The following is a 24,330-nucleotide window of genomic DNA, read 5'->3' on the forward strand; positions in this document are numbered from 1 at the left end:
ACTCTGTTCCCCAATTAGGACTGCAGCGTGGTGATCAGGCGATCCAGCTTGCCACGGATCGAACCATCGATGACCATGTCACCCGCTTTCATTAACATACCGCCGACCACATTCGGATCAACGCTACAGTTCAATTTCACATTACGCGCCAGACGCTTGGATAACGCAGCAGCCAGTTTTTCCTGCTGAGCGGCATTTAGTTCAGTTGCCGCGATCACATCCACGTTGATTTCACGCTCGTGTTCATCTTTCAGCTCGGTAAACTGGGCAAATACTTCAGGCAGTGCCAGCAAACGCTGATTTTCAGCCATCATCCGAACCAAGTTTTGTGCCGGTTGATCCAGCTGATCGGCACATACCTGATTAAACAGCGATGCCTGTGTTTCAGCAGTACTGTTGCTTAGCAAAAAAGCAGCCATCTGCTGGTCTTTCGCTACTTCAGCAGCAAAAGCCAGCATCTGTTGCCAGCCACTGAGGGCGTTGTTATCACGCGCGTACTCAAAAGCGGCTTTTGCGTAAGGACGAGCAATATTCGTCAAGTTTGACATGGCTCGCTCCCGTTACAATTCCTGAACCAGTTTTTCCAGAATGTCGCTATGCGCAGCGTCATCAATTTCGCGCTGCAGAATGCGCTCAGCACCTGCAACCGCCAGAGCCGCCACTTGCTTGCGCAAGTCTTCGCGTAAGCGGCTACGCTCGGCATCCACTTCAGCCCGCGCTTGAGTCAGGATATGATCCCGCTCTTCGTTGGCTTTGCTGGTTGCTTCATCGATCATCTTGCCTTCACGCTTACGTGCTTGCTCGATGATGGCAGCTGCCTGCTCTTTCGCGTCGCGAATAATGTCTTTGGCTTTGTCCTGAGCGATGTGCAGATCTTTTTCTGCCCGATCAGTATGTGCCAGACCTTCGGCGATTTTTTTCTGGCGCTCTTCAATCGCTGCGTTGATCGGTGGCCACACAAATTTCAGTGTGAACCACACGAAGACAGCCATCGCAATCGACTGACCTATAAGGGTTGCGTTAATATCCACAACGAGCCTCCTTTAAAAGTTGGTTATCGGGGGACTCTTAAGCAAACGGGTTAGCGAACAACAGCAACAGAGCAACACCCACACCAATCATGGAGATCGCATCGATCAGACCTGCAAGAATGAACATTTTGGTTTGCAGCTGTGGAGCCATTTCTGGTTGACGCGCACTGGCTTCCAGGAACTTACCACCCATCAGGGCGAAAGCGATTGCAGTAGCCAAAGCCGCAGTAGACAGAATAATAGCTACAGCGAATAAAGTTGCAGTTTCAATACTCATTGAGTTTCTCCAGTTTTCAAAAGTTAAGGTTAAAAATTAAAGGTTAAAACAACTAAAATCAGTGCTTCTCAGCCGCCATGCTTAAATAAACAATGGTCAGCATCATAAAAATAAAGGCTTGCAACAAAATAACCAGGATATGGAACACCGCCCAGGCAAAGTGCAGCGGCAACTGCGCCAGGCCAACCAATGCAATCAAAATAAAGATAACTTCACCGGCATACAGGTTGCCAAACAAACGCAGACCCAGTGACAACGGCTTGGCCAGTAAGGTAACTATCTCCAAGACCAGATTGAATGGCACCAGCGCCCAATGGTTGAACGGGGTAAAGGACAGCTCTTTGGCAAAACCACCCAGGCCTTTGTAGTAAATGGAATAACCCAGGATCAGAATAAAGACGCCCAGTGCCATGCCCATGGTGATGTTCAGATCGGTGGTCGGTGCGATGCTCAAGTAACTCCACGGGTGAGCCATAACCCGCTCGATAAAGCCGTAATCTGCCGCATACTCTGGCATTGCACTACTATTAAATGCCATACCTGCCAGGCCAGTTACCATGGGGAACCAATCCACCGGAACCAGCTTCATCAGGTTCATCAGGAAGATCCACATAAAGATGGTCAGAGCAATAGGTGCAATCAGTTTGTCTTTGACATGGAAAGCTTCTTTTACCGAGGTATCAATGAATTCGATAATCATCTCTACCAGACACTGGAACTTTCCAGGTACCCCTGTAGTGGCCCTACGGCCAACCCAGGCAAAGGAAATGATGAAGAGTGAGCCCAGAATTAATGACCAACCAAGACCACCAAGGTTTACGGCCCAAAAGCCTTCCCCTATGGTGAGATCGTTTAAGTGGTGATTAATGTAACTCTGGACTGAAATATTACTATCAGCCATGTTTCATCCTAATTATCAATGTTTAAAGAAAAAAACGGCCGACCATTGCGCTAGCAGGGTGACGATGTAACTGGTGAGTAGTGCAGAGGCCACCACATCATCCTGTCGCATTACCCCGATAAATAAACCAATCGTCAGCAAAATTTTTAGCGCATGACCACGCATAAACGATGTGCGGGCCTGTTCGGCACTGCCTTGCGTTAAATAGCGAAACGCAAAGAGTGCAAATACTAAATTCGGCAAGGCAGCAATCAAGCCACCCTGCAAGGCGGAATAAGCCGCCTGAGCCCCCTGCAACAGCAAAAAAAGCAGCGACATTAAGGCTGCCACCAGCACCTGTGCAGCAATCAATTGGTAGGCAGAAACTCGTACCTGACGTGCTGTCGGCTGCATCCTGGCTCCATTGTTGACCACAGTACTGGTTTCAGGGGTAAAAAACCTGCGTAAGTATACTTATCTCGCCTTAATTTGCAACCAAAAGCGGTGTAGTCCCGAGGATAAGCACAAAGCCCGTACGCCTTAATCTGTCTGGCCTTGCCATTGCATTTTACTGAGTATTTGCTCCAGCTCTGCCAGGCTGGAATAGGCAATCACCATTTTGCCTTTGCCTTTGCGGTTGTAATCAATCTGCACCGGTGCCGCCAGATGCTCGCTAAGCCGGGTTTCCAGCGCAGCTACATCCGGATCTTTTCGCACAGCGGGCTTTTCTGCCGGTGGTTGCAACAAGCGGCGCACCAGATTTTCGGTTTCCCGCACCGTCAGCTGTTTAGCGGCGACCAGTCGGCCGGCCTCCGATTGCTGCTCGCCATCCAGAGCCAGCAGCGCCCGGGCATGGCCCATATCGATATCACCATGCTCCAGCAGTAGTTTGACCTCATCATTCAGTTGATTCAGGCGCAATAAATTGGTGATGCTGGTACGGGATTTACCCACCGCATCGGCCACTTGCTGATGGGTCAGTTCAAATTCGGTCAGTAGCCGTTCCAACGCTACCGCCTCTTCCATCGCATTGAGATCTTCACGTTGAATATTTTCAATCAGAGCAATAGCAACCGCAGCTTCATCCGGAACATCGCGCACAATACAGGGCACTTCACTGAGTTGCGCCAGCTGGGATGCCCGCCAGCGACGTTCCCCGGCAATGATTTCATAGCTGTCGTTCGCAACTTTACGCACCACGATGGGTTGAATCACGCCCTGGGCACGAATGGACAGTGCCAAGTCTTCCAGCGCTTGTTGCGACATGTCTTTGCGTGGTTGGTACTTGCCAGGATGCAGAAACTCGATGGCCAGCTTTTGCAGTTCAGTGCTGTTGCTGCGGTTGCCCTGCTCGACTGGCTGACTGGCAGTTAAAAGTGCGTCCAATCCCCGGCCAAGCCCTCGTTTTTTTACCACCATCGGTTTGTCATTCCTTATGATTCTGTCAGTGTGCTTTTCGGCTGTTGGCTGGTATTGCTATCAGCCCGGCGCAATAGTTCTCCAGCCAGCGCCAGATAGGCTTTGGCACCGGTTGAGCTTTTGTCGTAATACATCACCGGTGAGCCAAAACTTGGCGCTTCTGCCAGCCGGATATTGCGTGGGATCACGGTGCGATACACTTTGTCTGAAAAATGCTGCTTTAACTGCTCGGAGACATCGTTGGCCAACCGGTTGCGCGGATCGTACATGGTTCTGAGAATGCCTTCAATTTTCAAATCGGCATTGACCACAGCTGCCAGTTGACGGATGGTGTCCATCAGCGCGGTTAAGCCTTCCAGCGCATAATACTCACACTGCATCGGCACCAGCACTGAATCGGCGGCAGCCATGGCATTGACCGTCAGCATATTGAGCGAAGGTGGGCAATCGATAAAGACAAAGTCGTAGCTGTTGCGCCAGGGTTTCAGGGCGTTGCGCAGCCGCAGCTCGCGGGCAAATACATCCATCAGTCGCACTTCGGCAGCAGTCACATCGGAGTTCGCAGCCACCAGATGATAACCACCGCTGGTTTCTTTGACCACCACCTGATCCAGTGGTTTTTCGTCCACCAGCAACTCGTAGGCGCTAGCAGGTACCTCGTATTTATCGACGCCACTGCCCATGGTGGCATTGCCCTGAGGATCCAAATCGATCAGCAATACCTTGCGCTTGGTTGCTGCCATCGACGCAGCAAGATTCACCGCCGTAGTGGTTTTTCCAACCCCACCTTTCTGGTTAGCAATTGCGATGACTTTTCCCACACCAACCCCTTGTATGCCTGCTGTCAGGCGGTAATTTTTTTCAGTTCCACAAGATAGCGCTCCGCATCCTGCTCTGGCAGTTTCAGTGTATGCACAGCCGTTACTCTAACAAAATCCGCTAAAGCTGCAATTTCTTCTTCCACCGCAGCGCCTTTCATGGCCAGAAAACGGCCATTTTCAGCGGGCAAATGCCGGCACCAGTGCAGCATATCATTCAAACTGGCAAAGGCACGGCTCAATACAGCATCGTACCCTGGCTGCGGTTGATGATCTTCCACCCGGCTTTGCAATGGCTCGATATTGCTTAACCCGAGCTGACGTTTCACTTCATTTAAAAAGCGAATGCGCTTGCCCAGGCTGTCGAGCAGCACAAAGTGTTTTTCAGGAAATAAAATCGCCAGCGGTACACCAGGTAAGCCCGGACCTGTCCCAACATCAATGATGCGCTGACAGTCGGGTTGTTGCAGAAAGGGTCCCACCACCAGACTATCCAACAAATGCCGACCAACCATCTGCATTGGTTCACGCACTGAGGTCAGGTTGTAGGCTTTATTCCATTTGTGCAGTAACTGCAAAAAACCGATCAGTTGCTCACGCTGTAGCTCACTGACACTCAGGCTGGTTTGCGCCAGCAAACGATCGAGTTCAGCACGCAGCATCAGGCCGTTTTCCTTAGCAAACCCTGTTTTTTCAAGTACACCAGCAGCAACGAGATGGCAGCCGGCGTGATCCCAGAAATGCGGGTTGCCTGACCAACCGTTTCCGGTTGGGTCTGATTTAATTTTGCCACCACTTCATTCGACAGCCCTTTGACCTGGCTGTAATCAAATTGAGCCGGTAAGCGGGTTTGTTCGTGGCGTTTTTGTTTGTCAATTTCGTCCTGCTGCCGTTCAATGTAGCCCTGGTATTTGATCTGGATCTCGACCTGCTCAGCGGCTAAAGGATCAATGCTGGCTGCAGCCAGTCCTTCGATCGCTACCAGATCGCGATAAGTCACCTCGGGACGGCGGATCAATTCTTCCAGACTGGCTTCACGACTGAGTGGTGTTTTCAGCAGAGCATTGACCTTTTCAAGGGCCGGATGCTGCGGATGGATCCATTGCTGCTGCAATCGTTGCCGCTCGAGCGCAATCTGCTCCATTTTTTCATTAAACCGGGTCCAGCGCAGATCATCCACCAGGCCAAGCTCACGGCCTTTGGCAGTTAAACGGGCATCGGCGTTGTCTTCCCGCAGCATTAGCCGGTATTCCGCCCGGCTGGTAAACATGCGGTAGGGCTCTTTGGTTCCTAAAGTGGTGAGATCATCTACCAACACGCCTAAATAAGCCTGTTCACGCCCCGGAGCCCAGCTGTCTTTGCCTTGTACCTGCAAGGCAGCGTTCAACCCTGCTAATAACCCCTGGGCGCCGGCTTCTTCGTAGCCGGTAGTGCCATTGATTTGGCCGGCAAAGAACAAACCACGGATAAATTTGGTTTCCAGCGAGTGTTTCAGATCACGCGGATCGAAGAAATCGTATTCAATAGCGTAGCCAGGCCGCGTGATGTGGGCGTTTTCAAAGCCTTTGATAGAGCGTACCAGCTCGATTTGTACATCAAAGGGTAAGCTGGTGGAAATGCCGTTTGGATAGACTTCGTGCGTCGTCAGTCCTTCTGGCTCAACAAAGATCTGATGCTGATCTTTATCAGCAAAGCGCATGATCTTATCTTCAATTGACGGGCAATAACGGGGGCCAATGCCTTCAATCACACCGGAATACATCGGTGAACGATCCAAACCTCCGCGGATCACATCATGGGTGTGCTGATTGGTGTAGGTAATGTAACAAGGGATCTGCCTTGGATGCTGCTCGATCGAGCCAATGTAGGAAAACACCGGCAAAGGTGTATCACCAGGCTGTGGTTGCATCACAGAAAAATCGATGCTTCTGGCATCAATACGAGGCGGGGTACCGGTTTTTAACCGATCCACCCGAAATGGTAATTCTCGTAAGCGTTTGGCCAAGGCTATAGCCGGAGGATCGCCGGCGCGTCCACCGCTGTAGTTTTGCAAGCCAATATGGATCTGACCGCCAAGGAAAGTTCCTGTGGTTAACACCACGGCTTTGGCCATAAAGCGTAAGCCCATCTGAGTGATCACGCCTTTGACCTGATCCTGCTCGACAATCAAATCGTCACAAGCTTGCTGAAAAATAACCAGATTGGGTTGGTTTTCCAATCTGTGCCGTATCGCGGCTTTATAAAGCTGACGATCGGCCTGTGCCCGGGTGGCACGAACTGCCGGCCCTTTGGATGCATTCAGGGTTCGAAACTGGATCCCGGCCAGATCCGCTGCCTGAGCCATAGCCCCGCCTAAGGCATCAATTTCTTTGACCAGGTGCCCTTTACCAATACCACCAATCGCCGGATTACAGGACATCAGTCCCAGCGTATCAATATTGTGTGTCAGCAACAGCGTTTGCATGCCCATGCGTGCTGAAGCAAGGGCAGCTTCAGTGCCTGCATGGCCGCCGCCAATCACGATCACATCAAAGGTGGTTTGGTAATGCATTGGGTGCCTCAAATGATTTTGCTATTAATTCGCTACTAAGCAAAAAGGGCACGTATTGTACCCTGTTTCACAGGATGGAACCAACCTGAAAATTAGCTTGGATCCTTAAGATCACTAAGGATCTAATTAAAGGATCTTTTTTAAAGATCTTTTATTACTGTTACTACTAAGCAGCTTGTTTTCAGTGTGTAAGGTAAATTTACTACGGAAGATCATTGCGTTAGATCCGATCGGATCCTGTGATCAAGCCAGGATCCGATCGGATCCAACCTATGGATAACCATGGTGTTTATCCACAGCCTAAGGTTCCATGATTTCTATAAAGAGGATAACTACAGTTTATACCTGATGTTATACCTTACTTATTCACAATAATCTTTTTAATAGGCTAAAGCTGTTTATAACTTGCGTGTAAGCAGTGATCAAAGGATCCTGCTAACTGAGTGTTGCCAGATAATTTGGCAGCCAGTTCAAGGCTTGCTCTTCGGGTAACTCCTCAGTTAGCACATCAATTTCCAGTGCTGGCAGCAGTTGTCTGGCCCCCAATTGCTGCAATAAAGTTGCTATGGTTCGGCCGGCCTGACAAAAAGTATCGTAACTGGAATCACCTAAAGTGATCACAGCAAAGGAAATTGTGGTAAGATCTGGCTGATCTTGTGCTAATCGATCCGCGAAGGGTTGAATATTATCAGGCAGATCCCCTGCGCCATAAGTGGACGTGATCACCAGCCAGCTATTACTGTTGCTGAGTTGATCCAATTCAGGAGTTAACTGAAGCTGCGCTTCAAAGCCTCCTAAAGCCATGGTTTCCGCAACCTGTTCTGCCACATATTCCGCTGCACCCATCTGGCTGCCGACAAGGATTTGGATCATTGATCTGTCCTTAGGTTTGTTGAATGTTTGACTATACTATACCCGTCGTCTTTCAAAATGCACGGGTGTTGGCTGCGATCGTTCACCCCAATCACTTAGTACTGCTAAGCTCATGGGGATGAACGGTCTTGCCGCCTACGCGCATTTAGAAATCCATTGGGTATGCCATTGGAAGATGATTTGGCGGTGCACTGGGCATTGCCGGATTTTTGGTGTTTTTACTGCCTGGCAGGCAAGGTAAAGACCAGAATAGCACAACCATGCTGCCTGCCTGTGTATTGAGGTTTTATTATTTATGTCTGAAGTGACATCTTTTGCTGAACTGGATCTGCCCGAAGCAGTATTAAAAGCCGTGGCTGAACTGGGTTATGAAACGCCATCGCCGATTCAGGCGGAGTCGATCCCAAAACTTTTGGCGGGCAATGATTTGCTTGGCCAAGCGCAAACAGGTACTGGTAAAACAGCAGCTTTTGCTTTGCCTCTGTTAGCTCGGCTTGAAGCTGGCCAACGTGAGCCACAAATTCTGGTGCTGGCACCTACCCGTGAGCTGGCGATCCAGGTGGCAGAAGCGTTTCAGTCCTACGCCAAGTACCTGCCACAATTTCATGTACTGCCGATTTATGGTGGCCAGAGCTACAGCAACCAGTTGCGTTCATTAAAGCGTGGTTGTCAGGTGGTGGTGGGCACGCCAGGCCGTATTATGGACCATTTGGAGCGTGGTACCCTGGTACTGGATAAACTAAAAGCCATCGTGCTGGATGAAGCTGACGAAATGCTGCGGATGGGCTTTATCGATGATGTGCAGACCATCATGGATCAAACACCGCCAGGTCGTCAGGTGGCGATGTTCTCGGCGACCATGCCAACGCAAATCCGTGCCATTGCGCAGAAGCATTTAAGCAATGCGCATGAGATCAAAATTGTCACTAAAACCAGCACAGTAGAGCGTATTACCCAGCGCTTTGTGCTGCTGGAGAACAATCAAAAACTGGATGCGTTGACCCGTTTGCTGGAAGGCGAAGATTACGATGCCAGTATCGTCTTTGTGCGGACCAAAAGCGCCACCGAAGAAATTGCGGTAAAACTGGGTGCCCGCGGCTACGCAGTGGCCAGTTTAAATGGCGATATGAACCAGACCCACCGTGAACAAACCATCCGTCGAATCAAAGATGGTCAGCTGGATGTGATTGTAGCGACCGATGTTGCTGCCCGCGGTCTGGATGTGGAGCGCATCAGTCTGGTGGTCAACTACGACATTCCGTACGACAGTGAAGCCTATGTCCACCGGATTGGCCGGACCGGCCGGGCTGGCCGTGAAGGCAAGGCGATTTTGTTTGTCTCGCCGCGCGAGCGTCGTTTATTGCGCAGCATTGAGCAAGCGACCCGTCAGCCGATTGAGCAGATGACACTGCCGACCGGCGCTGTGATTGAACAACGCCGGATCCAAAATTTCCGGGCGGAATTGGCGCAGTCGATTGAAACCCAGGATCTCACCTTCTTTCAGGAGTTGATTGCCAAGTGGCAGGAAACACTGGATTGTGGCGATAATGAGCTGGCTGCTGCTCTGCTTTATATGGCGCAAAAAGAGCAACCACTGAATGTAGCCGCTCAGTTCCCGGCGCTGCGTGAACCAAGCAGCAAACGCGATCGTGAGCGCAGTGACCGCCCGGTACGCGAGCGCGGTGACCGGCCTGATCGCGCGGAGCGTGGCCCTCGTCAGCGTCGTGAGATGAAAGGCGACTACACCACCTACCGCATTGAAGTAGGTAAAGAGCACGGGGTGCGTGCCGGCGATATCGTTGGTGCTATTGCCAATGAAGCCAATATCGACAGCCAGTTCATTGGTAACATTAAATTGTTTGATCAGTTCAGTACCGTTGAGCTGCCAGCCAGCATGCCGCAGGAGATTTTCCAGCACCTGAAGAAGGTGTATGTGCGCAAGCAAAAGCTGAATATCTCGGTCGATTCGGGTGCTGGCGAGCGCCGAAGTGGTCCAGGGCCTCGTCCGGGTGCAGGTCCGCGCCCTGGAGCTGCGCCTAAACGCCGCTCGCAATCATAATCGCGCTTTTTTGTCTGAAAACCTGCTCTTCGTGGCAGGTTTTTTTTATTGAAAAATACCGTTTGGCCCCATAGATCCAGTCCATACCCTTTTGATGGAGTTTGCTATGATCCTGGCCTGCCCACATTGCCATCGTTTAAACCGCCTGCCTAAGGAGCGCCTGAACGCTCAGCCCAGTTGTGGCCAGTGCAAGCAACCGCTTTTTACCGGCCAGGTTGTGGAACTGACTTCGGCTAACTTTACGCAGCATGCGGAAAAATCCGAGCTGCCTTTGCTGATTGATTTTTGGGCGCCCTGGTGCGGGCCTTGCGTGCAGTTTGCCCCGGTTTTTGCCGGCTTGGCTGCCGAACTGGAACCTGGACTGCGGCTGGCGAAGATCAATACCGAGCAGCAGCAAGCTCTGGCTGGTCGCTTTGCTATTCGCTCCATCCCGACGCTAATGCTGTTTCAGCAGGGCAAGGTACTGGCGCAGCAAAGTGGGGCCATGCCAAAACAGCAACTGCTGCAGTGGTTACGGCAAAATTTGCGCTAACTAAATAGCTGCAGCAATTCGTCGGCGCTGCCTTGCCAGACGCCTTGCTGACTGCCACTAAACAGGCTATCGGCCAGGGCCTGCTTTTGCTGTTGCAGCAGCTGTATTTTTTGCTCCACCGTATCCTTGGCGATCAGTTTGTAGACAAAGACTTTTTTGTCCTGGCCAATGCGGTGTGCCCTGTCGGTGGCTTGTTGCATCACGGCCGGGTTCCACCAGGGATCATAGTGAATCACCGTATCGGCAGCGGTTAAATTCAAACCGGTACCACCGGCTTTTAAGCTGATCAAAAACAGCGGCACTTCGCCTTGCTGGAAACTGTCGATTTGCTGCTGACGTTTTTTGGTTTGGCCGGTCAGTTTGGCGTAAGGAATGGCCTGTTGCTGCATCACTTCTTCTATCAGCGCTAGCATACTGGTGAACTGACTGAAAATAATGATTTTGCGCCCTTCCTCGATCATCTCCGGTACATTTTGCGTCAGCCAGTCCAGTTTGGCACTGCTTTGTACTTTCTGGGCACTGGCCAGTTTAACCAGGCGCGCATCGCAGCAGGCCTGGCGTAATTTCAGCAGCGCATCCAGGAACTCAATCTGGCTTTTGGCCAGGCCTTTTTCCGCAAACAACTGACGGATATGGCTTTCCATACTGAGGCGAATGCTGTCATACAGCTGGCGTTGGTCGGTTTCCATCGCCAGATACTGGTCGATTTCGATTTTCTCTGGCAATTCGCTCATCACTTCGCTTTTGGTGCGCCGTAGTAAAAACGGCGCCACCCGTTGCTGCAATTCCAGTCCGCGCTGCGGGTGTTGCTCGCGCTCTATTGGCCGGCGAAATTGTTTGCGAAAAAAAGCATCACTGCCCAGCAAACCCGGCAGGGCAAAGTCGAACAGGGATTTCAGCTCGCCCAGATGGTTTTCCAACGGGGTACCGGATAAACACAAACGGAAATGGCCCTGCAATTTGCGGATAGCCGCTGTGGTCTGGCTGCGGCTGTTTTTAATTTGCTGGGCTTCGTCCAACACGATGTGGCTGAACTGGTGCTGCTGATAGTACTTCAGATCCCGCGCCATCAAGGGGTAAGTGGTGATGATAAGCTCTGCTTCAGCCAGTTGTTGTAAGGCTTTGCCACGTTGCTGACCATGGATCACCTGCACACTCAGCTCCGGCGTGAAGCGTTCGGCTTCCTGTTGCCAGTTGCCAATCAGGCTGGTCGGGCAAATCACCAGCGCCTGCAGCCGGCTTTGCTGTTTTTGTTGCAGCAAAAACGCCAGCGTTTGCAGGGTTTTACCCAGCCCCATATCATCGGCCAGAATGCCGCCAAAGCCGTAGCGCTGCAAAAAGACCAGCCAGTTCAGGCCCTGCTGTTGGTAAGGGCGAAGTTCGGCAGCTAAACCTGCTGGTACCGTGATGTTTTCAATGCCCTGGAAATTTTGTAATTTCTGACTAAGTGCCCGAATATCACTGGCCTGATGAAAACTCAGTTGCTCCCCGGGCAGTTGCTGCAACAGGGCACTGCGGTAGGAAGGCAAGCGCAGGCTGCTGGCATCGCTGCCTTGCTGCAAAAATTCCTGCAGGGTACTAAACAAAGGCTGCAGTTGATTGGCTGGCAGTTTCAGGGTGCGGCCATCCGGCAAGGGCAGCCAGAGGATGCTGTCTGGCTCGGGTTCACCGTGCTGCTGCAACCACTGCTGCACCAATGGCAGCATCGGCAGCCGCTCATCCCCCAGTTGCACATGCATATCCAGCTGGAACCAACCTGGTTGATCGCTGTGCACCTCAAATTCGGTGTCGGCTTCAATGATGCCCAGATCAAAGTCGGCACTTTGCTGGATAGTCCAACCCTGCTGTTGCAACCAGGGTTTATCGCGTTCCAGCCATTCCAGCCAGGCGACCGGGCTGTCGTCTACCACCGAAAAATAACGCACCGCACTGTGGTGGGCATGTTCAGGGTACAGCTGAGTGTCTTGTAATTGTTCGATCGCCACCTGTTCCTGTTCGGGCTGGCGCTCAATGGCGAAATGTTGCTGGCCCTGGCAGTGGTGATGGAGTTTGGGCGCATCGACTGCCATGGCCGCCAGTTCTACCGGGCCATAGCGAAAACAAAGCTCTGCCACCGGCAGGTTACGCCGGCCTTTTTGCTGCATACCAAGCTTCAGCACTGCTTGAGGCGCTTGCTGAATGCTTTCAATCTGGATATCGGCCGGTGGTGGTAATTGCTCGGTTGGCAACGCCTGTTGCATGCCCAGCCAAAGCTGAGCCAGCTCTGCTTCCGGTACCTTGGGAATATTCAGCAGGTGCTGCAGCTGTTCGCCGCTTAACCGGGTGTGGATGGGACCCATTTCGAAGCGGCTTTCATCCAGGTACATCGGGGGTGTGGTATCAATTAACCGCCAGTTTGGTAAGCCTTCCAGTGTTAACTGCAACAGATGGTGTTCATCTTGTTGCTGCCAACTGAGCTGGAGTTGCCGGCCCGGGCCTGGCTTTACTTCTTGCTGTACTTTTTGCCAGAAGCAGCGGCCACTTTGCAGCATGCTTTGCAGCGCCAGTGCGCCCCAGCGCTCTTTTAACAGCATCTGCCCAAAGCGATTCTGGCTGCTGATAAGGCCGAGCAGACGAAAATCTTCGCTGCAGCCCCAGTGCGGGATATAGCCCTGGCGGTAATCGTGCTCGCTAAGCAAGCTGCCCTGACCAAAACCGCCTTTTTTTAGTCGTCTGGCCCGGCGCGGGCTAACACTAAGGCCTTGCTCGGTCAGATCCAGTAAAAACAACACCCGATCTTTGTATTCCAGCTCGACCGGCTGTTGCTCTAACTGCTGCAAGCTATTGAGCCAGAGCTGAACTTTGTCTTGCTGTTGCTGATGTTGCTGCTGTTGCAACTGAATAACCTTAAGCAGCACCGCCAGGGTATGTTTGCAATTGACCGCCACCGGGCAGCTGCAGCGTGCCTGCAGTTGCCAGTCCCGGCCCTGACGTAGCAGTCGGATGGTTTGGCGGTAGGGGATCAGCGAATTGCCCCAGACCTGGGCATCAATCCGGCTGTAGTCATCGGCTATGTCCAGCCTAAATACCTTGTTTTGCTCCAGATAGGGCTGCGCTCGCTGATAGACGGCGGCACCATAACGCAGTTTGAGTTCGTAATCCGACAGTGGGAACAGCTGAGTCTGGAGATCGGGCATGAAACATGGGTCCACGAATTTTTTGCAAACGGCTATTGTAACGGTTTTGCGTTGATTTCCCCAGCGCTTTAGCGGTTATTGCCACCAAAGTTGAGTTGCATCATCTATTGCACTGAAAAGTGCTGTTGCCAGCAAAACCGGTTAGCCCAGCATGGGCCAGTCGGCAGCATCAACACTGTCCAGCGCCAGTACACGGCTATCGCCCTGCCACTGACGGATGTAACTGCCATCCGGATCATACTGTTGCTGCTGTTTTTCCAGATTAAACTGGCGATGGCCTCGGGGATCGGCACCAACCCCAGCCAGATACTGCCAGTTGCCCCAGTTGATGGCGACATCGTAGTCGATCAGCTGCTGCTCAAACCAGGCCGCGCCATAACGCCAGTCCAGTTGCAGCTCATGCACAAAGCAACTGGCAACCAGCTGGCGGCCCCGGTTGGAAAGATAGCCGGTTTGCTTCAGTTGGCGCATGCAGGCATTGATCAGCGGATAAGGGGTGGTGCCTTCGCACCAGGCGCGAAAGCGTTGCGGGTAAAAGCTGGTCAGGGGTGCACTTTGTTTAATGCCCTGACGCAGAAACAAAGCGTTGCCATGACGGTGGCTGTACCAATGAAAATACTCACGCCATAGCAGTTCAAAGTAGATCCAGTAACTGGAGTCGTTGCGGCCATGCCGTGCTTCATAGCCATGCAGAGCTGTGACCACCTGGCGGGCAGATACGCAACCGGCCGCCAGCCAGGGCGAAAATTTGGTGGAATTATCAAAACCATCCAGCGCATTGCGTACCTCCTTATAAAAACCGGGCAGGGTACTGTTAAAGTAGCGCTTTAGATGCTGTTGCCCACTGTATTCGCCACCAGAGAATAATGAGCTAAGCCAGCTTGGATAGCCAGGCAATGGCTCACTCTGCACGCCTGTTGGCGCAGGCGGAATGTGCTGTGGCGCTGCTATGGCTGCAGCCAGAGGTAACTGCTCAACCTGCTTACGAAATTGACTAAAGCTAGCGGGTAGCTCTGTCAGCGCAAAGGGTAATTGCTGTTCGGTAAACAGTGTATTGCTGTCCGGGTTTTGAAAGCTAAGATAAGGAAAGCGCTGCTGCAGTTGCTGCCATTGCCGTGCTTCGTAATAGCCGGGCTGACGGCTTTGGTAAATGGCATCGACTTTGTATTGGCTGATCAGCTGGCTGATGGCTTCAACCGGTGACTGGAATCGCAGCACTAACTGCTGCTTATAGGGTTGCAACTGATGGCTGAGCTCCTGCAGGCTATCCAATACAAAGCGCCAGCGCTGCATGCCCATGCGTTTGCTGGCATAACGGCCGGGGCTAAACCAGCCAGGCTCTGCGCAGTACAGCAGAATTAACTGCTCGCACTCGGCGCAGGCCTGTGTCAGCGCCGGTTGATCGCTCAGTCGTAAATCCTGTTGAAACCAAAATAATCCCAGCCGATGCATAGTTCTCTCCTGCAGGTAAGGCATTATGGTACGTTTAGTTGATGCTATCAGACCAGTTGTAATCGCCTGTGTGCTGGTTGCTATGCTAGGCTGTTACAGCGTTCAATTTTGCAAAAGGATAGATGCATGCACTGTAAACTGGCGGCTCTCACGACCCTTGTTCTTAGTAGCTCTGTGCTGGCTTATGGCTGGGGTGGACCCGAGCCATTTCGGCTGGAACGATTGGATGGCCGTAGTTTTACCTTGACTGAGGAAAGCTTTCTACACCGAGCCAGTTTTCAGTCGATGCCAGTGGTAAAAATGCACGATAGCTGGGCTGAAGACGGCTGGTATGGCACTGCCGGCAGTACCCGGAGCCGCGAGTTTTTTGTGCAATCGCATCTGCAAAAGCGGGTGCAATTCGATGTTCCTATGTTTGTCGGGGTGCGTTTTCGCCGCGATGAAGATTTAGACGGCCGTTTTGATCGCACCCTGTTCGGCAGTGGCTATACCAATGCCGATGGCAGTGTGGAGCTGGGGATCTGGGGTGATGTGCGTGGTGGTAAAGATGAAATCGATCTGCAGCTGGAAGCTTTTTGGCAACCGACTGATCGGCAGTGGTGGCGCTTGACCCTGGTGTCGCCGGATGCGATGTACAACAGCAAAACCTACGACAGCAGCTTTTATCAGCAGAAGCCTTTAACCGTGCATCTGGCAGCCGGTAGCACCTTTTCTGCTGGCCAGCAGCTGTATGGCTTTACCAATGTGAACCGGCAAATGGAATACCATCAGCCGGATCTGGCGCAGCAATGGACCGACAAACAGTACTCGGCGGGCCTGGGCTGGTTGTATCCTGTGAGCAGCAGCTGGCAACTTGGGCTGCAGACACAGGGGCTTTATGGTCTGCGGCAACAGTGGCAGGGCGATGCACTGGCATTTGAGCTGCGGCGGCAATTTAGTGACACCAGTCTGGAGTTGCAATCGCGTGGTGCTCAGGCGGTGGATTATTGGGGGGGGCTGCGCTATCTGACCCTGCGTGAGCGCGATCAAACTATGGCCGCCGGGCAGGCACTGTTAGAACACCGGAATGAATGGACCCTCTACGCCGGCATGGCTTGGCATTGGCGTCCCTGGATCCGTCTCAAGCCAGCTCTGATGCTAAGCTATGCCGATATCCAGGGTGCCCGGCCGGATGATGAAGATCCACTCGACTTTAGTGGTATTCTGGCCAAGCTGGTGCCGGTGGTCGAGCTGCACTTGCATCAGCAAAGTGGTGCTATGATCCGGATAAACCCAACCATCGAGCTGCACAATCTGTCGTTTGGCGGCGGCAATGTACAGGTGCATATTCCGTTTTAATGGCTGCATACTGATACCCGGTTATCCAAACCGGGGTTGCTTCAACGAGAGCGTTGCTTAACATGCAGCTGGTATTTTGCAAAAGGATTCGTGTAATGGCAGGCAGACTGGTTCGTAAAAAAGGCAAAAAAGCAGGTTCTGCACCCGGGACTCTGGTGTATACCGGTAACGCATCCAGTCAGGATGTCAGCTGGCAACTGGTCCAATATAACAGCAATCTGTTGCAGGACGATACCCTGACAGATCTTCAGCAACTTCCGTCACAACCTGTTGGCATGGTGCGTTGGTTGAATCTATGTGGCTTAGCGGGCATTGCACCAGTAGAACAGCTGGGAAAACAGTTCAACCTGCATCCGTTGGTGCTGGAAGATATGCTCAATACCGATCACAGGCCTAAGGTTGAGGCGCATCCTGACTATCTGTTTATTGTCTTTAAAATGCTGCACTTTCATCCGGATAACCGCGAGATCCGCGCCGAACAAATCAGTCTGATTTTGTTTGATAACACAGTGATTAGTTTGCAGGAGAGGCCGGGGAATGTATTTGAAGGGGTATTGCAGCGACTGCAGGCAGGTCGGCGTTTGCGGGGGTTTGGCGCCGATTACCTGGCCTATGCGTTGCTGGATTCGGTCGTGGATCATTATTTTGTTCTGCTTGAGCAGTGCGGTGATCATATAGAGCAACTGGAAAATGAGCTAATGACAGCGCCCTCTACCGCTGTGTTGGCTAAAATTCACCACTTTAAACGTGAAATGCTGATGCTGCGTAAAGCGGTTTGGCCACTGCGGGAGTTGCTCAGCAGCCTGCTGCGCGATGAGTATGCTCTGATTAAGCCAGAAACCCGTATTTTCCTGCGTGATGTCTACGACCACTGCGTGCATATCATCGATACCATGGAAACGTTGCGCGATGTGCTGGGCGGTTTGCTGGACCTGTATCTGACCAGCGTCAGTAACCGCACCAACGAAGTGATGAAAGTTCTGACCATGATGGCCAGCATCTTTATTCCGCTGACGTTTATTGCTGGTATTTACGGCATGAACTTTGAAATCATGCCAGAGCTCAGCTGGCAATATGGCTATGCCTTGATCCTTGGTCTGATGGCCGCCATCGCCAGCGGCCTGCTGTGGTATTTCCGTAGAAAAGGGTGGTGGTAGGTTATTTACCGATACAGAAACTCGAAAAAATCCGTCCCAATAAATCATCGGAGCTGAATTCACCGGTGATTTCATTCAGGTGTTGCTGGGTTAAGCGCAGCTCTTCGGCCAGGATCTCACCGGCAATAAAGCTGTGCAGTTGCTCTTGACCCGTTAACAGGTGTTCGTGGGCGCGCTGCAGTGCATCCAGGTGGCGGCGACGGGCCAGGAAGCTGCCTTCGGTGGTGCCTTCGAAGCCCATGCATTGCTTTAAATGCTCCCGCAGTGCCTCGATACCAGCACCGGTTTTGGCCGATAACCGAAAGACCGGCACCGCCTGGTTCAGCTCGGCTTGCATCGGCTCGCCGGTCAGATCGGCTTTGTTTCGAATGACAGTGATGCCCAGTTTTGCTGGCAGCCGGTCGATAAAATCCGGCCAGATGGTGTGGGGGTCGGTCGCTGCTGTGGTGGTGCCATCCACCATAAAGAGCACCCGATCGGCTTGCTCAATTTCCTGCCAGGCACGCTCAATGCCAATTTGCTCCACCTGATCGCTGGCTTCTCGCAGGCCGGCGGTATCGATGATATGCAGTGGCATGCCATCAATATGAATGTGTTCACGCAACACATCCCGGGTGGTGCCGGCAATATCGGTGACAATGGCGGCTTCACGGCCAGCCAAAGCGTTCAGCAGGCTGGATTTACCGGCATTGGGCCGTCCGGCAATGACCACCCGCATGCCTTCACGCAAAATACTGCCCTGGTTGGCTTCACGGCGTATTTTCGTCAAGACATCAATGATGTCGGCCAAATCGGTTGCCACTTTGCCATCGGACAGAAAATCAATTTCTTCATCCGGAAAATCAATGGCGGCTTCGACATAGATCCGCAGATGAATGACTTTTTCCACCAGCGCATGAATACGGGCAGAGAACTCGCCCTGCAAGGAATGCATGGCGGAGCGGGCCGCCTGCTCGGAGCTGGCATCAATCAGATCGGCGATGGCCTCGGCCTGAGCCAGATCCAGTTTGTCGTTTAAAAAGGCGCGCTCGCTGAACTCGCCTGGCCGGGCAATGCGGACCTGGGGCAGGGCAATGACACGACGTAGCAGCATATCCAGCAATACCGGGCCACCATGGCCTTGCAGCTCCAGCACATCCTCACCGGTAAAGGAGTTAGGCCCCGGGAAATACAGTGCGATGCCCTGATCCAGCACCGAACCATCACTGTCCAAAAATGGCAGATAATCGGCATAGCGGGCTTTCGGGATTTTGCCAAGCACTGCCTTGGCAACCTGGCTGGCCGCCGGGCCGGAAATACGGATAATGCCCACTCCGGCGCGGCCGGTCGCAGTGGCGATAGCGGTTATGGTATCGGTGCTGTACATGCTGAGTATCCTCACAAATAGTTATAAAAAAAGCCTGTGAATCACAGGCTTTTTTCTGCATTGCTTGGCTTACGCCTTCCGGCTATGCAGGCCTTTTTTCTCCATGCCCCGGTAAATATAGAGCATTTGGGCCAGTGAGATCAGGTTACTGACCAGCCAGTACAGTACCAGACCGCTTGGGAACCAGATAAAGAACACTGAGAAAGCGACTGGCATCCACATCATCAGCTTGCGCTGCATCGGATCGGTCACCGTCATAGGTGTCAGTTTTTGCATCATAAACATGCTGGCACCAAACAATACTGGCAGCACAAACCATGGATCCGGCGCCGACAAATCCTGCAGCCACAGCATAAAGGGCGCGTGGCGCAGCTCAACACTTTCGACAAAGACCCAGTACAGTGCCAGGAAAATTGGCATTTGCAGCAGCAATGGCAAGCAGCCACCCATTGGGTTCACTTTCTCTTTGCGGTACAGCTCCATCATGGCTGGGCCAAGCTTTTGCCGATCATCTTTGTAACGGGCCTGCAGATCCTCAATTTTAGGCTTGAGGTTGCGCATCTTCGCCATCGACTCGTACTGAATTTTGGTCAGCGGGTACATCACCCCTTTTACAATGATGGTGATCAAAATAATGGCCAGACCCCAATTGCCCACAAAGCCCTGGATCAAGGTCAGTAACCAGAACAGTGGCTGGGATATAAAAAACAGGAAACCATAGTCGACGGTCAAATCCAAGCCATTGGCCAGCTCGGCCAGGTTATCCTGGATTTTCGGACCTGCATAGAAAGTTGTTGCGATCACAGTCTGCTCGCCCGGTTGCAACTGCATAACTGGGCCCAGCACACCTATAACGCCTCGACCACGGTCAATCAGACTGTATAACTTATTATCGGCCTGTTGATCCGGTATCCAGGCAGTTACAAAATAATGCTCCAGCATCGCAGCCCAGCCACCCTGAGTTGGGATCGACAGGTTGCGCTTTTGCATGTCTTTAAACTTATATTTTTTATACCGATCGGCGTCGGTACCATAAGCTCCACCGCGGTAGATAGGCATAAAGAAGCTGCTGTCTTTGCCACCATCAATGGTTTGCAGCAAGTGCTGGTAGTTTTGCACCACCCGTACTTCATCGCTTTGGTTGCTGATATGGTATTCAACGCCAACATCGTATTGGCCTGGCCGGAAGATAAAACGTTTTTCAATCTGCAAGCCCTGATGCTGATATTGCAGCGGTACGATCAACTCTTGTTGGTCTGCAGTCAGCTTAAAGTTTGATTGACTGACCTGATACAGTGGACGCTCATCGGTATTGTTCTTGTCATCCGGACCATGCCGACCAATCAAACCGGATTCGGCAATAAAATCAAAACCGGTTTGGCGGCGCATCATGACATAAGGGGTTTGGCTGTCTTTGGTCAGCTCGTACTCAGAGAGTTTCAGGCCAATAATATCACCGCCCCGAGTGCTGATTTCTACCTGAAGTACATCGGTTTCAACCCGCACCACTTGCTCTGACTGAGCTGTAGCCTGGCTTGTTACAGGCGTTGTGGCTGTTGGTTGGGGACCAAACGCATCAGCAGAGAGTTGCAGATCGCCGGAATGATCCAGTTGCTCAGCCTGCGGCTGTTGAGTGACAGGCTCTGGTCCATAGTCTTGATGCCATTGTTTCCATAGCAAAAAACTGACGAAAGCGAGCGCGATGATTAAAATACTACGTTGCGAGTCCATAGGTTAGCTTTTCTCATTGTGCTTTTCAGGAACGGGATCGTGACCCCCTGGGTGTAAGGGGTGACATTTTAATAGACGTTTCGCTGCTAACCAAGTCCCTTTGAGCACCCCAAAGCGGGTGATGGCCTCAATGGCGTAGTGGGAGCAACTGGGATGAAACCGACAACTAGGTCCAAATAGCGGACTAATCAGCTTTTGATAACCATGCAGCAAGGCTAAAGCTAGACGCTGTAATGGCGACAGATTTTGTTCCATAACCGCTCCAGTTGCTTGCTAAGTTCTTGGTTCTCAGTGTCTGAGATCGGGCCTTTTACCATCACTACCAGATCAATGGCGGGCAGGCGATGCTGTTGCAATCGGAAGTTTTCCCGAATACAGCGCTTGATGCGATTGCGATCCACGGCTAATTTAGCACGTTTTTTGGCAATAATCAGACCTAACCTGGGGTGATCAAGGTTATTTTTGCTGCAAAGGATGGTAAAGAGAGGCGAACCAGCACGAAATGGCTGTTGGAATACGCTATTAAATTCGCCAGGAGTTAGCAGACGTAACTCCCTGCCGAATTTAAAGTTTTGCACGAAGCAATGAGCTGTCAGTTTAGACAGCTAAACGCTTACGGCCTTTGGCACGACGACGCGCCAGGACCTGACGGCCATTTTTAGTTGCCATACGAGCACGGAAACCGTGCACACGCTTACGCTTTAATACGCTAGGTTGAAAAGTTCTTTTGCTCATATTCTTGTCCGTCCGCTTAAGATAATACTGCTAGTCGCTCTGTTTTAGTATTATCTCAGTGAAACACCAAAACACAGTTGATAAAAATGAGCGCGAATTTTACGTACTCCCGTCAACAAAGTCAATGCGATCCTTGATAATATCTACTCCGATCCTGTTGGATCCGATGTTTTCCACAGGTGTAACATTTTTTTTGGATAAAGTGTGCACAATGTAGCGCCGGCAATGACGCTATCATCCTAATGGTACGGCTGCTTCCTGTGGTTATTTGTGGGCAGTAATGAAATTTATTTTTTTTAATATTCATATGGTTACCTTGACTATTCTAACCTGGAAACTTTTTATGAAAAGTCAATATTGAAGTTGTGGATAACTAAGACCATAATGGACGCTTATCTCTTCAAAATCGTGTGCTTTAGATAAAAAACTCAGGGAGTCAGGGTGTACCAGTCCGTATGGAAAAATTGCCTGCAAACGCTGCAGCAGGAGTTACCAGCACAGCATTTCAGTATGTGGATCCGCCCTCTGCAGGCTGCGAGCTCAGACGAAGCTTTAACTCTGTATGCACCCAATCGTTTTGTTTTGGATTGGGTTCGCGAAAAATATTTAACTAGGATCAATGAGCTGATTCATGATTACTGCGGTGATAATGCGCCACGGCTGCGGTTTGATGTTGGCAGTAGGCCACAGCACTCAGATCCTGTTGCAGCGGATCGAATCTCTGCAGTAGCAAACTCAGCTGCAACCACCAGTAGAGTTAGCCCCCCTGAGCCGGCACCTAAGACCATTGTAAAGTCCAATGTTAAAGCCAGTTATACCTTTGAAAACTTTGTGGAAGGTAAATCTAACCAGTTGGCCCGTGCTGCTGCCAGCCAGGTAGCCGATAATCCAGGCACTGCCTACAACCCACTCTTTATCTATGGTGGTACCGGCTTAGGTAAAACCCACTTATTGCATGCGGTTGGTAATGGGATCCTGGCAAAAAAAGAAAATGCTAAAATAATTTATATGCATTCTGAGCGCTTCGTGCAGGATATGGTCAAAGCCCTGCAGAACAATGCGATTGAAGAGTTTAAACGTTATTATCGTTCAGTAGATGCATTATTAATCGATGACATCCAGTTTTTTGCCAACAAAGAGCGTTCGCAGGAAGAGTTTTTTCACACCTTCAATGCGCTACTTGAAGGCAATCAGCAGATTATCCTGACCAGTGATCGTTACCCGAAAGAAATTGATGGGGTAGAAGATCGCTTAAAAAGCCGCTTTGGCTGGGGGCTGACCATTGCTATTGAGCCGCCAGAGCTGGAAACCCGGGTCGCGATCCTGATGCGAAAAGCGCAGGAGCATCAGATCCGGCTGCCGGAAGAAGTGGCCTTTTTCATTGCCAAGCGACTTCGTTCCAATGTTCGGGAGCTCGAAGGCGCGCTCAATCGGGTGATAGCCAATGCCAACTTCACCGGTCGGCCAATCACCATCGACTTTGTGCGTGAAGCGTTACGTGATTTACTGGCATTGCAGGATAAGCTGGTAACCATTGAGAACATTCAAAAAACAGTGGCTGAGTATTATAAAATCCGTGTTGCCGATTTATTGTCGAAACGCCGCAGCCGCTCGGTTGCACGCCCGAGGCAGATGGCAATGGCACTATCAAAAGAGTTGACCAATCACAGCTTGCCGGAAATTGGTGATGCTTTCGGTGGTCGTGATCACACTACGGTGCTACATGCCTGTCGCAAGATTGAGTCATTAAAAGAAGAAACGCACGAAATCAAAGAAGATTTTCAGAATTTACTGCGCACCTTATCGTCATAATAGGGACCCGTTATGCACCTTAGTATCGACAAAGAAACATTATTAAAGCCACTGCAAATGGTTTCGGGCGCCATTGAGCGTCGTCACACACTGCCTATCCTTTCCAATGTGCTGCTGGATGTGCAGCAGGATCAGTTGTCTTTAACGGGTACTGATCTGGAAATTGAAATGGTAGCCAGTGTCGCTGTTGCGCAGGTGCACCAGCCAGGGCGTATTACCGTACCGGCACGTAAGCTACTTGATATCTGTCGCAGCCTGCCGGATGGCTGCCAGATTGAACTTACCCTGGTAGGTGAGCACTTTGTTATCAGCTCTGGTAAGGCGAAGTTTACCTTAACTACCTTGCCTGCCATTGAGTACCCTAATCTTGAAAGTTGGCAAGGTGAGGTCAACCTGCAGTTGTCTCGCGCCGAGTTAAAGCGCTTGTTGGAAGAGACCGCCTTTTCCATGGCTAACCAGGATGTGCGTTATTATCTGAATGGGTTGTTGTTTGAGGTTGATCAACAACTGGTTCGCACTGTGGCTACCGATGGCCATCGTTTGGCCATGAGCCAGTTGCAGCTTGGACAAGCGGTAGCTACGCAGCAACAGCTGATTATTCCCCGTAAGGGAGTATTGGAAATGCTGCGTTTATTGCCGGATGATGATGGCAGCCTGACACTTAGCCTGGGCTCGAATCATATTCGATTGGTGGATGCTGCTTTCAGTTTTAGCAGCAAGTTGATTGATGGTCGTTTCCCGGACTATCGGCGCGTGATCCCTCGCAATAGCACCAAGCAGGTCACTGCTCATCGCTCAGTCTTAAAAGATGCTTGTACCCGGGCTTCTATTTTATCCAACGAAAAATACCGTGGTGTGCGTTTTAACCTTGCTCCAAATGAGCTGCAAATCACAGCCAATAACCCCGAGCATGAACAAGCTGAAGAAGTGATTGAAGTTGAGTATCAAGGGGATGTGCTTGAGATTGGTTTTAATGTTGGCTATGTGCTGGATGTATTGAACAGTTTAAATACTGATCTGGTAGTGCTGCACTTAAGTGACAGCAACTCCAGTGTATTGATCGAAGGTGTTGGCAACGCTCAGGCTTCCTACGTCGTAATGCCAATGCGTCTTTAAGGCTTAC

Annotated in this window: 23 protein-coding genes; 6 read left to right on the top strand and 17 right to left on the bottom strand. The window is 51.3% G+C overall.

Annotation, left to right across the window (positions count from 1 at the left end; all coding sequences use genetic code 11):
* Window positions 1-14: 14 nt before the first annotated feature.
* The 10 genes from atpH to mioC form a co-directional block, all read right to left on the bottom strand.
* Entirely contained in the window at window positions 15-548 is a 534-nt protein-coding gene (gene atpH / locus QWF21_RS09195) for a F0F1 ATP synthase subunit delta (RefSeq protein WP_330087754.1), read from the bottom strand.
* Window positions 549-560: 12 nt separating this feature from the next.
* Complete coding sequence (gene atpF, locus QWF21_RS09200; RefSeq protein WP_330087755.1) at window positions 561-1,031, bottom strand: F0F1 ATP synthase subunit B; 471 nt, start codon at window positions 1,029-1,031, stop codon at window positions 561-563.
* A 37-nt stretch (window positions 1,032-1,068) separates the two neighbouring features.
* Window positions 1,069-1,308, bottom strand: a complete 240-nt coding sequence (gene atpE, locus QWF21_RS09205; RefSeq protein ID WP_091342752.1) for a F0F1 ATP synthase subunit C — start codon at window positions 1,306-1,308, stop codon at window positions 1,069-1,071.
* 58 nt (window positions 1,309-1,366) lie between these two features.
* Window positions 1,367-2,209, bottom strand: a complete 843-nt coding sequence (atpB, locus tag QWF21_RS09210; RefSeq protein WP_330087756.1) for a F0F1 ATP synthase subunit A — start codon at window positions 2,207-2,209, stop codon at window positions 1,367-1,369.
* 15 nt (window positions 2,210-2,224) lie between these two features.
* On the bottom strand, window positions 2,225-2,602 hold the full coding sequence (locus QWF21_RS09215; RefSeq protein WP_330087757.1) for an ATP synthase subunit I: 378 nt from the start codon (window positions 2,600-2,602) through the stop codon (window positions 2,225-2,227).
* Between the two features lie 126 nt (window positions 2,603-2,728).
* The gene (locus QWF21_RS09220) at window positions 2,729-3,607 is read right to left on the bottom strand and encodes a ParB/RepB/Spo0J family partition protein (RefSeq protein ID WP_330087758.1); all 879 of its coding nucleotides are present in this window, start codon (window positions 3,605-3,607) and stop codon (window positions 2,729-2,731) included.
* A gap of 14 nt (window positions 3,608-3,621) precedes the next feature.
* Complete coding sequence (locus QWF21_RS09225) at window positions 3,622-4,428, bottom strand: ParA family protein (RefSeq protein ID WP_330087759.1); 807 nt, start codon at window positions 4,426-4,428, stop codon at window positions 3,622-3,624.
* Between the two features lie 23 nt (window positions 4,429-4,451).
* Window positions 4,452-5,087, bottom strand: coding sequence for a 16S rRNA (guanine(527)-N(7))-methyltransferase RsmG (gene rsmG / locus QWF21_RS09230; protein ID WP_330087760.1), 636 nt, complete (start codon window positions 5,085-5,087; stop codon window positions 4,452-4,454).
* The gene (gene mnmG / locus QWF21_RS09235) at window positions 5,087-6,976 is read right to left on the bottom strand and encodes a tRNA uridine-5-carboxymethylaminomethyl(34) synthesis enzyme MnmG (protein ID WP_330087761.1); all 1,890 of its coding nucleotides are present in this window, start codon (window positions 6,974-6,976) and stop codon (window positions 5,087-5,089) included. Before mnmG ends, rsmG begins: the two co-directional genes overlap by 1 nt.
* 435 nt (window positions 6,977-7,411) lie before the next feature.
* Window positions 7,412-7,849 (bottom strand): FMN-binding protein MioC, encoded by a 438-nt coding sequence (gene mioC / locus QWF21_RS09240; RefSeq protein ID WP_330087762.1) that lies wholly within the window; start codon window positions 7,847-7,849, stop codon window positions 7,412-7,414.
* 295 nt (window positions 7,850-8,144) lie between these two features.
* Between mioC and QWF21_RS09245 the strand changes: the two genes are divergently transcribed.
* Window positions 8,145-9,908: a DEAD/DEAH box helicase gene (locus tag QWF21_RS09245; protein ID WP_330087763.1), complete on the top strand. Its 1,764-nt coding sequence runs from the start codon at window positions 8,145-8,147 to the stop codon at window positions 9,906-9,908.
* A 106-nt stretch (window positions 9,909-10,014) separates the two neighbouring features.
* Window positions 10,015-10,440 carry a thioredoxin TrxC gene (trxC, locus tag QWF21_RS09250; protein WP_330087764.1) on the top strand — a complete coding sequence of 142 codons (426 nt, stop codon included), beginning with the start codon at window positions 10,015-10,017 and terminating at the stop codon, window positions 10,438-10,440.
* On the opposite strand, the gene QWF21_RS09255 is transcribed toward trxC, so the two are convergent.
* Together QWF21_RS09255 and QWF21_RS09260 are read right to left on the bottom strand one after the other, a co-directional pair.
* On the bottom strand, window positions 10,437-13,616 hold the full coding sequence (locus QWF21_RS09255) for a DEAD/DEAH box helicase (protein WP_330087765.1): 3,180 nt from the start codon (window positions 13,614-13,616) through the stop codon (window positions 10,437-10,439). The genes trxC and QWF21_RS09255 overlap by 4 nt on opposite strands.
* Before the next feature lie 141 nt (window positions 13,617-13,757).
* Entirely contained in the window at window positions 13,758-15,068 is a 1,311-nt protein-coding gene (locus QWF21_RS09260; RefSeq protein WP_330087766.1) for a DASH family cryptochrome, read from the bottom strand.
* Between the two features lie 126 nt (window positions 15,069-15,194).
* On the opposite strand from QWF21_RS09260, the gene QWF21_RS09265 reads away from it, so the two are divergent.
* The gene (locus tag QWF21_RS09265; protein ID WP_330087767.1) at window positions 15,195-16,406 is read left to right on the top strand and encodes a hypothetical protein; all 1,212 of its coding nucleotides are present in this window, start codon (window positions 15,195-15,197) and stop codon (window positions 16,404-16,406) included.
* A gap of 95 nt (window positions 16,407-16,501) precedes the next feature.
* Window positions 16,502-17,563: a magnesium/cobalt transporter CorA gene (corA, locus tag QWF21_RS09270; RefSeq protein ID WP_330087768.1), complete on the top strand. Its 1,062-nt coding sequence runs from the start codon at window positions 16,502-16,504 to the stop codon at window positions 17,561-17,563.
* A 1-nt stretch (window position 17,564) separates the two neighbouring features.
* Here corA and mnmE read toward each other — a convergent pair whose 3' ends face one another.
* The 5 genes from mnmE to rpmH form a co-directional block, all read right to left on the bottom strand.
* Window positions 17,565-18,929 (bottom strand): tRNA uridine-5-carboxymethylaminomethyl(34) synthesis GTPase MnmE, encoded by a 1,365-nt coding sequence (gene mnmE, locus QWF21_RS09275; RefSeq protein WP_330087769.1) that lies wholly within the window; start codon window positions 18,927-18,929, stop codon window positions 17,565-17,567.
* A 69-nt stretch (window positions 18,930-18,998) separates the two neighbouring features.
* The gene (yidC, locus tag QWF21_RS09280; protein ID WP_330087770.1) at window positions 18,999-20,660 is read right to left on the bottom strand and encodes a membrane protein insertase YidC; all 1,662 of its coding nucleotides are present in this window, start codon (window positions 20,658-20,660) and stop codon (window positions 18,999-19,001) included.
* Window positions 20,661-20,663: 3 nt separating this feature from the next.
* Window positions 20,664-20,915: a membrane protein insertion efficiency factor YidD gene (gene yidD, locus QWF21_RS09285; RefSeq protein ID WP_228612074.1), complete on the bottom strand. Its 252-nt coding sequence runs from the start codon at window positions 20,913-20,915 to the stop codon at window positions 20,664-20,666.
* Window positions 20,882-21,238: a ribonuclease P protein component gene (gene rnpA, locus QWF21_RS09290; protein ID WP_330087771.1), complete on the bottom strand. Its 357-nt coding sequence runs from the start codon at window positions 21,236-21,238 to the stop codon at window positions 20,882-20,884. Before rnpA ends, yidD begins: the two co-directional genes overlap by 34 nt.
* A gap of 19 nt (window positions 21,239-21,257) precedes the next feature.
* Window positions 21,258-21,395: a 50S ribosomal protein L34 gene (gene rpmH / locus QWF21_RS09295; protein WP_091342706.1), complete on the bottom strand. Its 138-nt coding sequence runs from the start codon at window positions 21,393-21,395 to the stop codon at window positions 21,258-21,260.
* Between the two features lie 441 nt (window positions 21,396-21,836).
* Between rpmH and dnaA the strand changes: the two genes are divergently transcribed.
* The gene (dnaA, locus tag QWF21_RS09300; RefSeq protein ID WP_330087772.1) at window positions 21,837-23,207 is read left to right on the top strand and encodes a chromosomal replication initiator protein DnaA; all 1,371 of its coding nucleotides are present in this window, start codon (window positions 21,837-21,839) and stop codon (window positions 23,205-23,207) included.
* Window positions 23,208-23,219: 12 nt separating this feature from the next.
* Window positions 23,220-24,323: a DNA polymerase III subunit beta gene (gene dnaN, locus QWF21_RS09305; RefSeq protein ID WP_330087773.1), complete on the top strand. Its 1,104-nt coding sequence runs from the start codon at window positions 23,220-23,222 to the stop codon at window positions 24,321-24,323.
* The last annotated feature ends 7 nt before the right edge of the window (window positions 24,324-24,330 follow it).

It is taken from the genome of Alkalimonas mucilaginosa, from assembly GCF_036327005.1.
GTDB lineage: Bacteria > Pseudomonadota > Gammaproteobacteria > Enterobacterales > Alteromonadaceae > Alkalimonas > Alkalimonas mucilaginosa.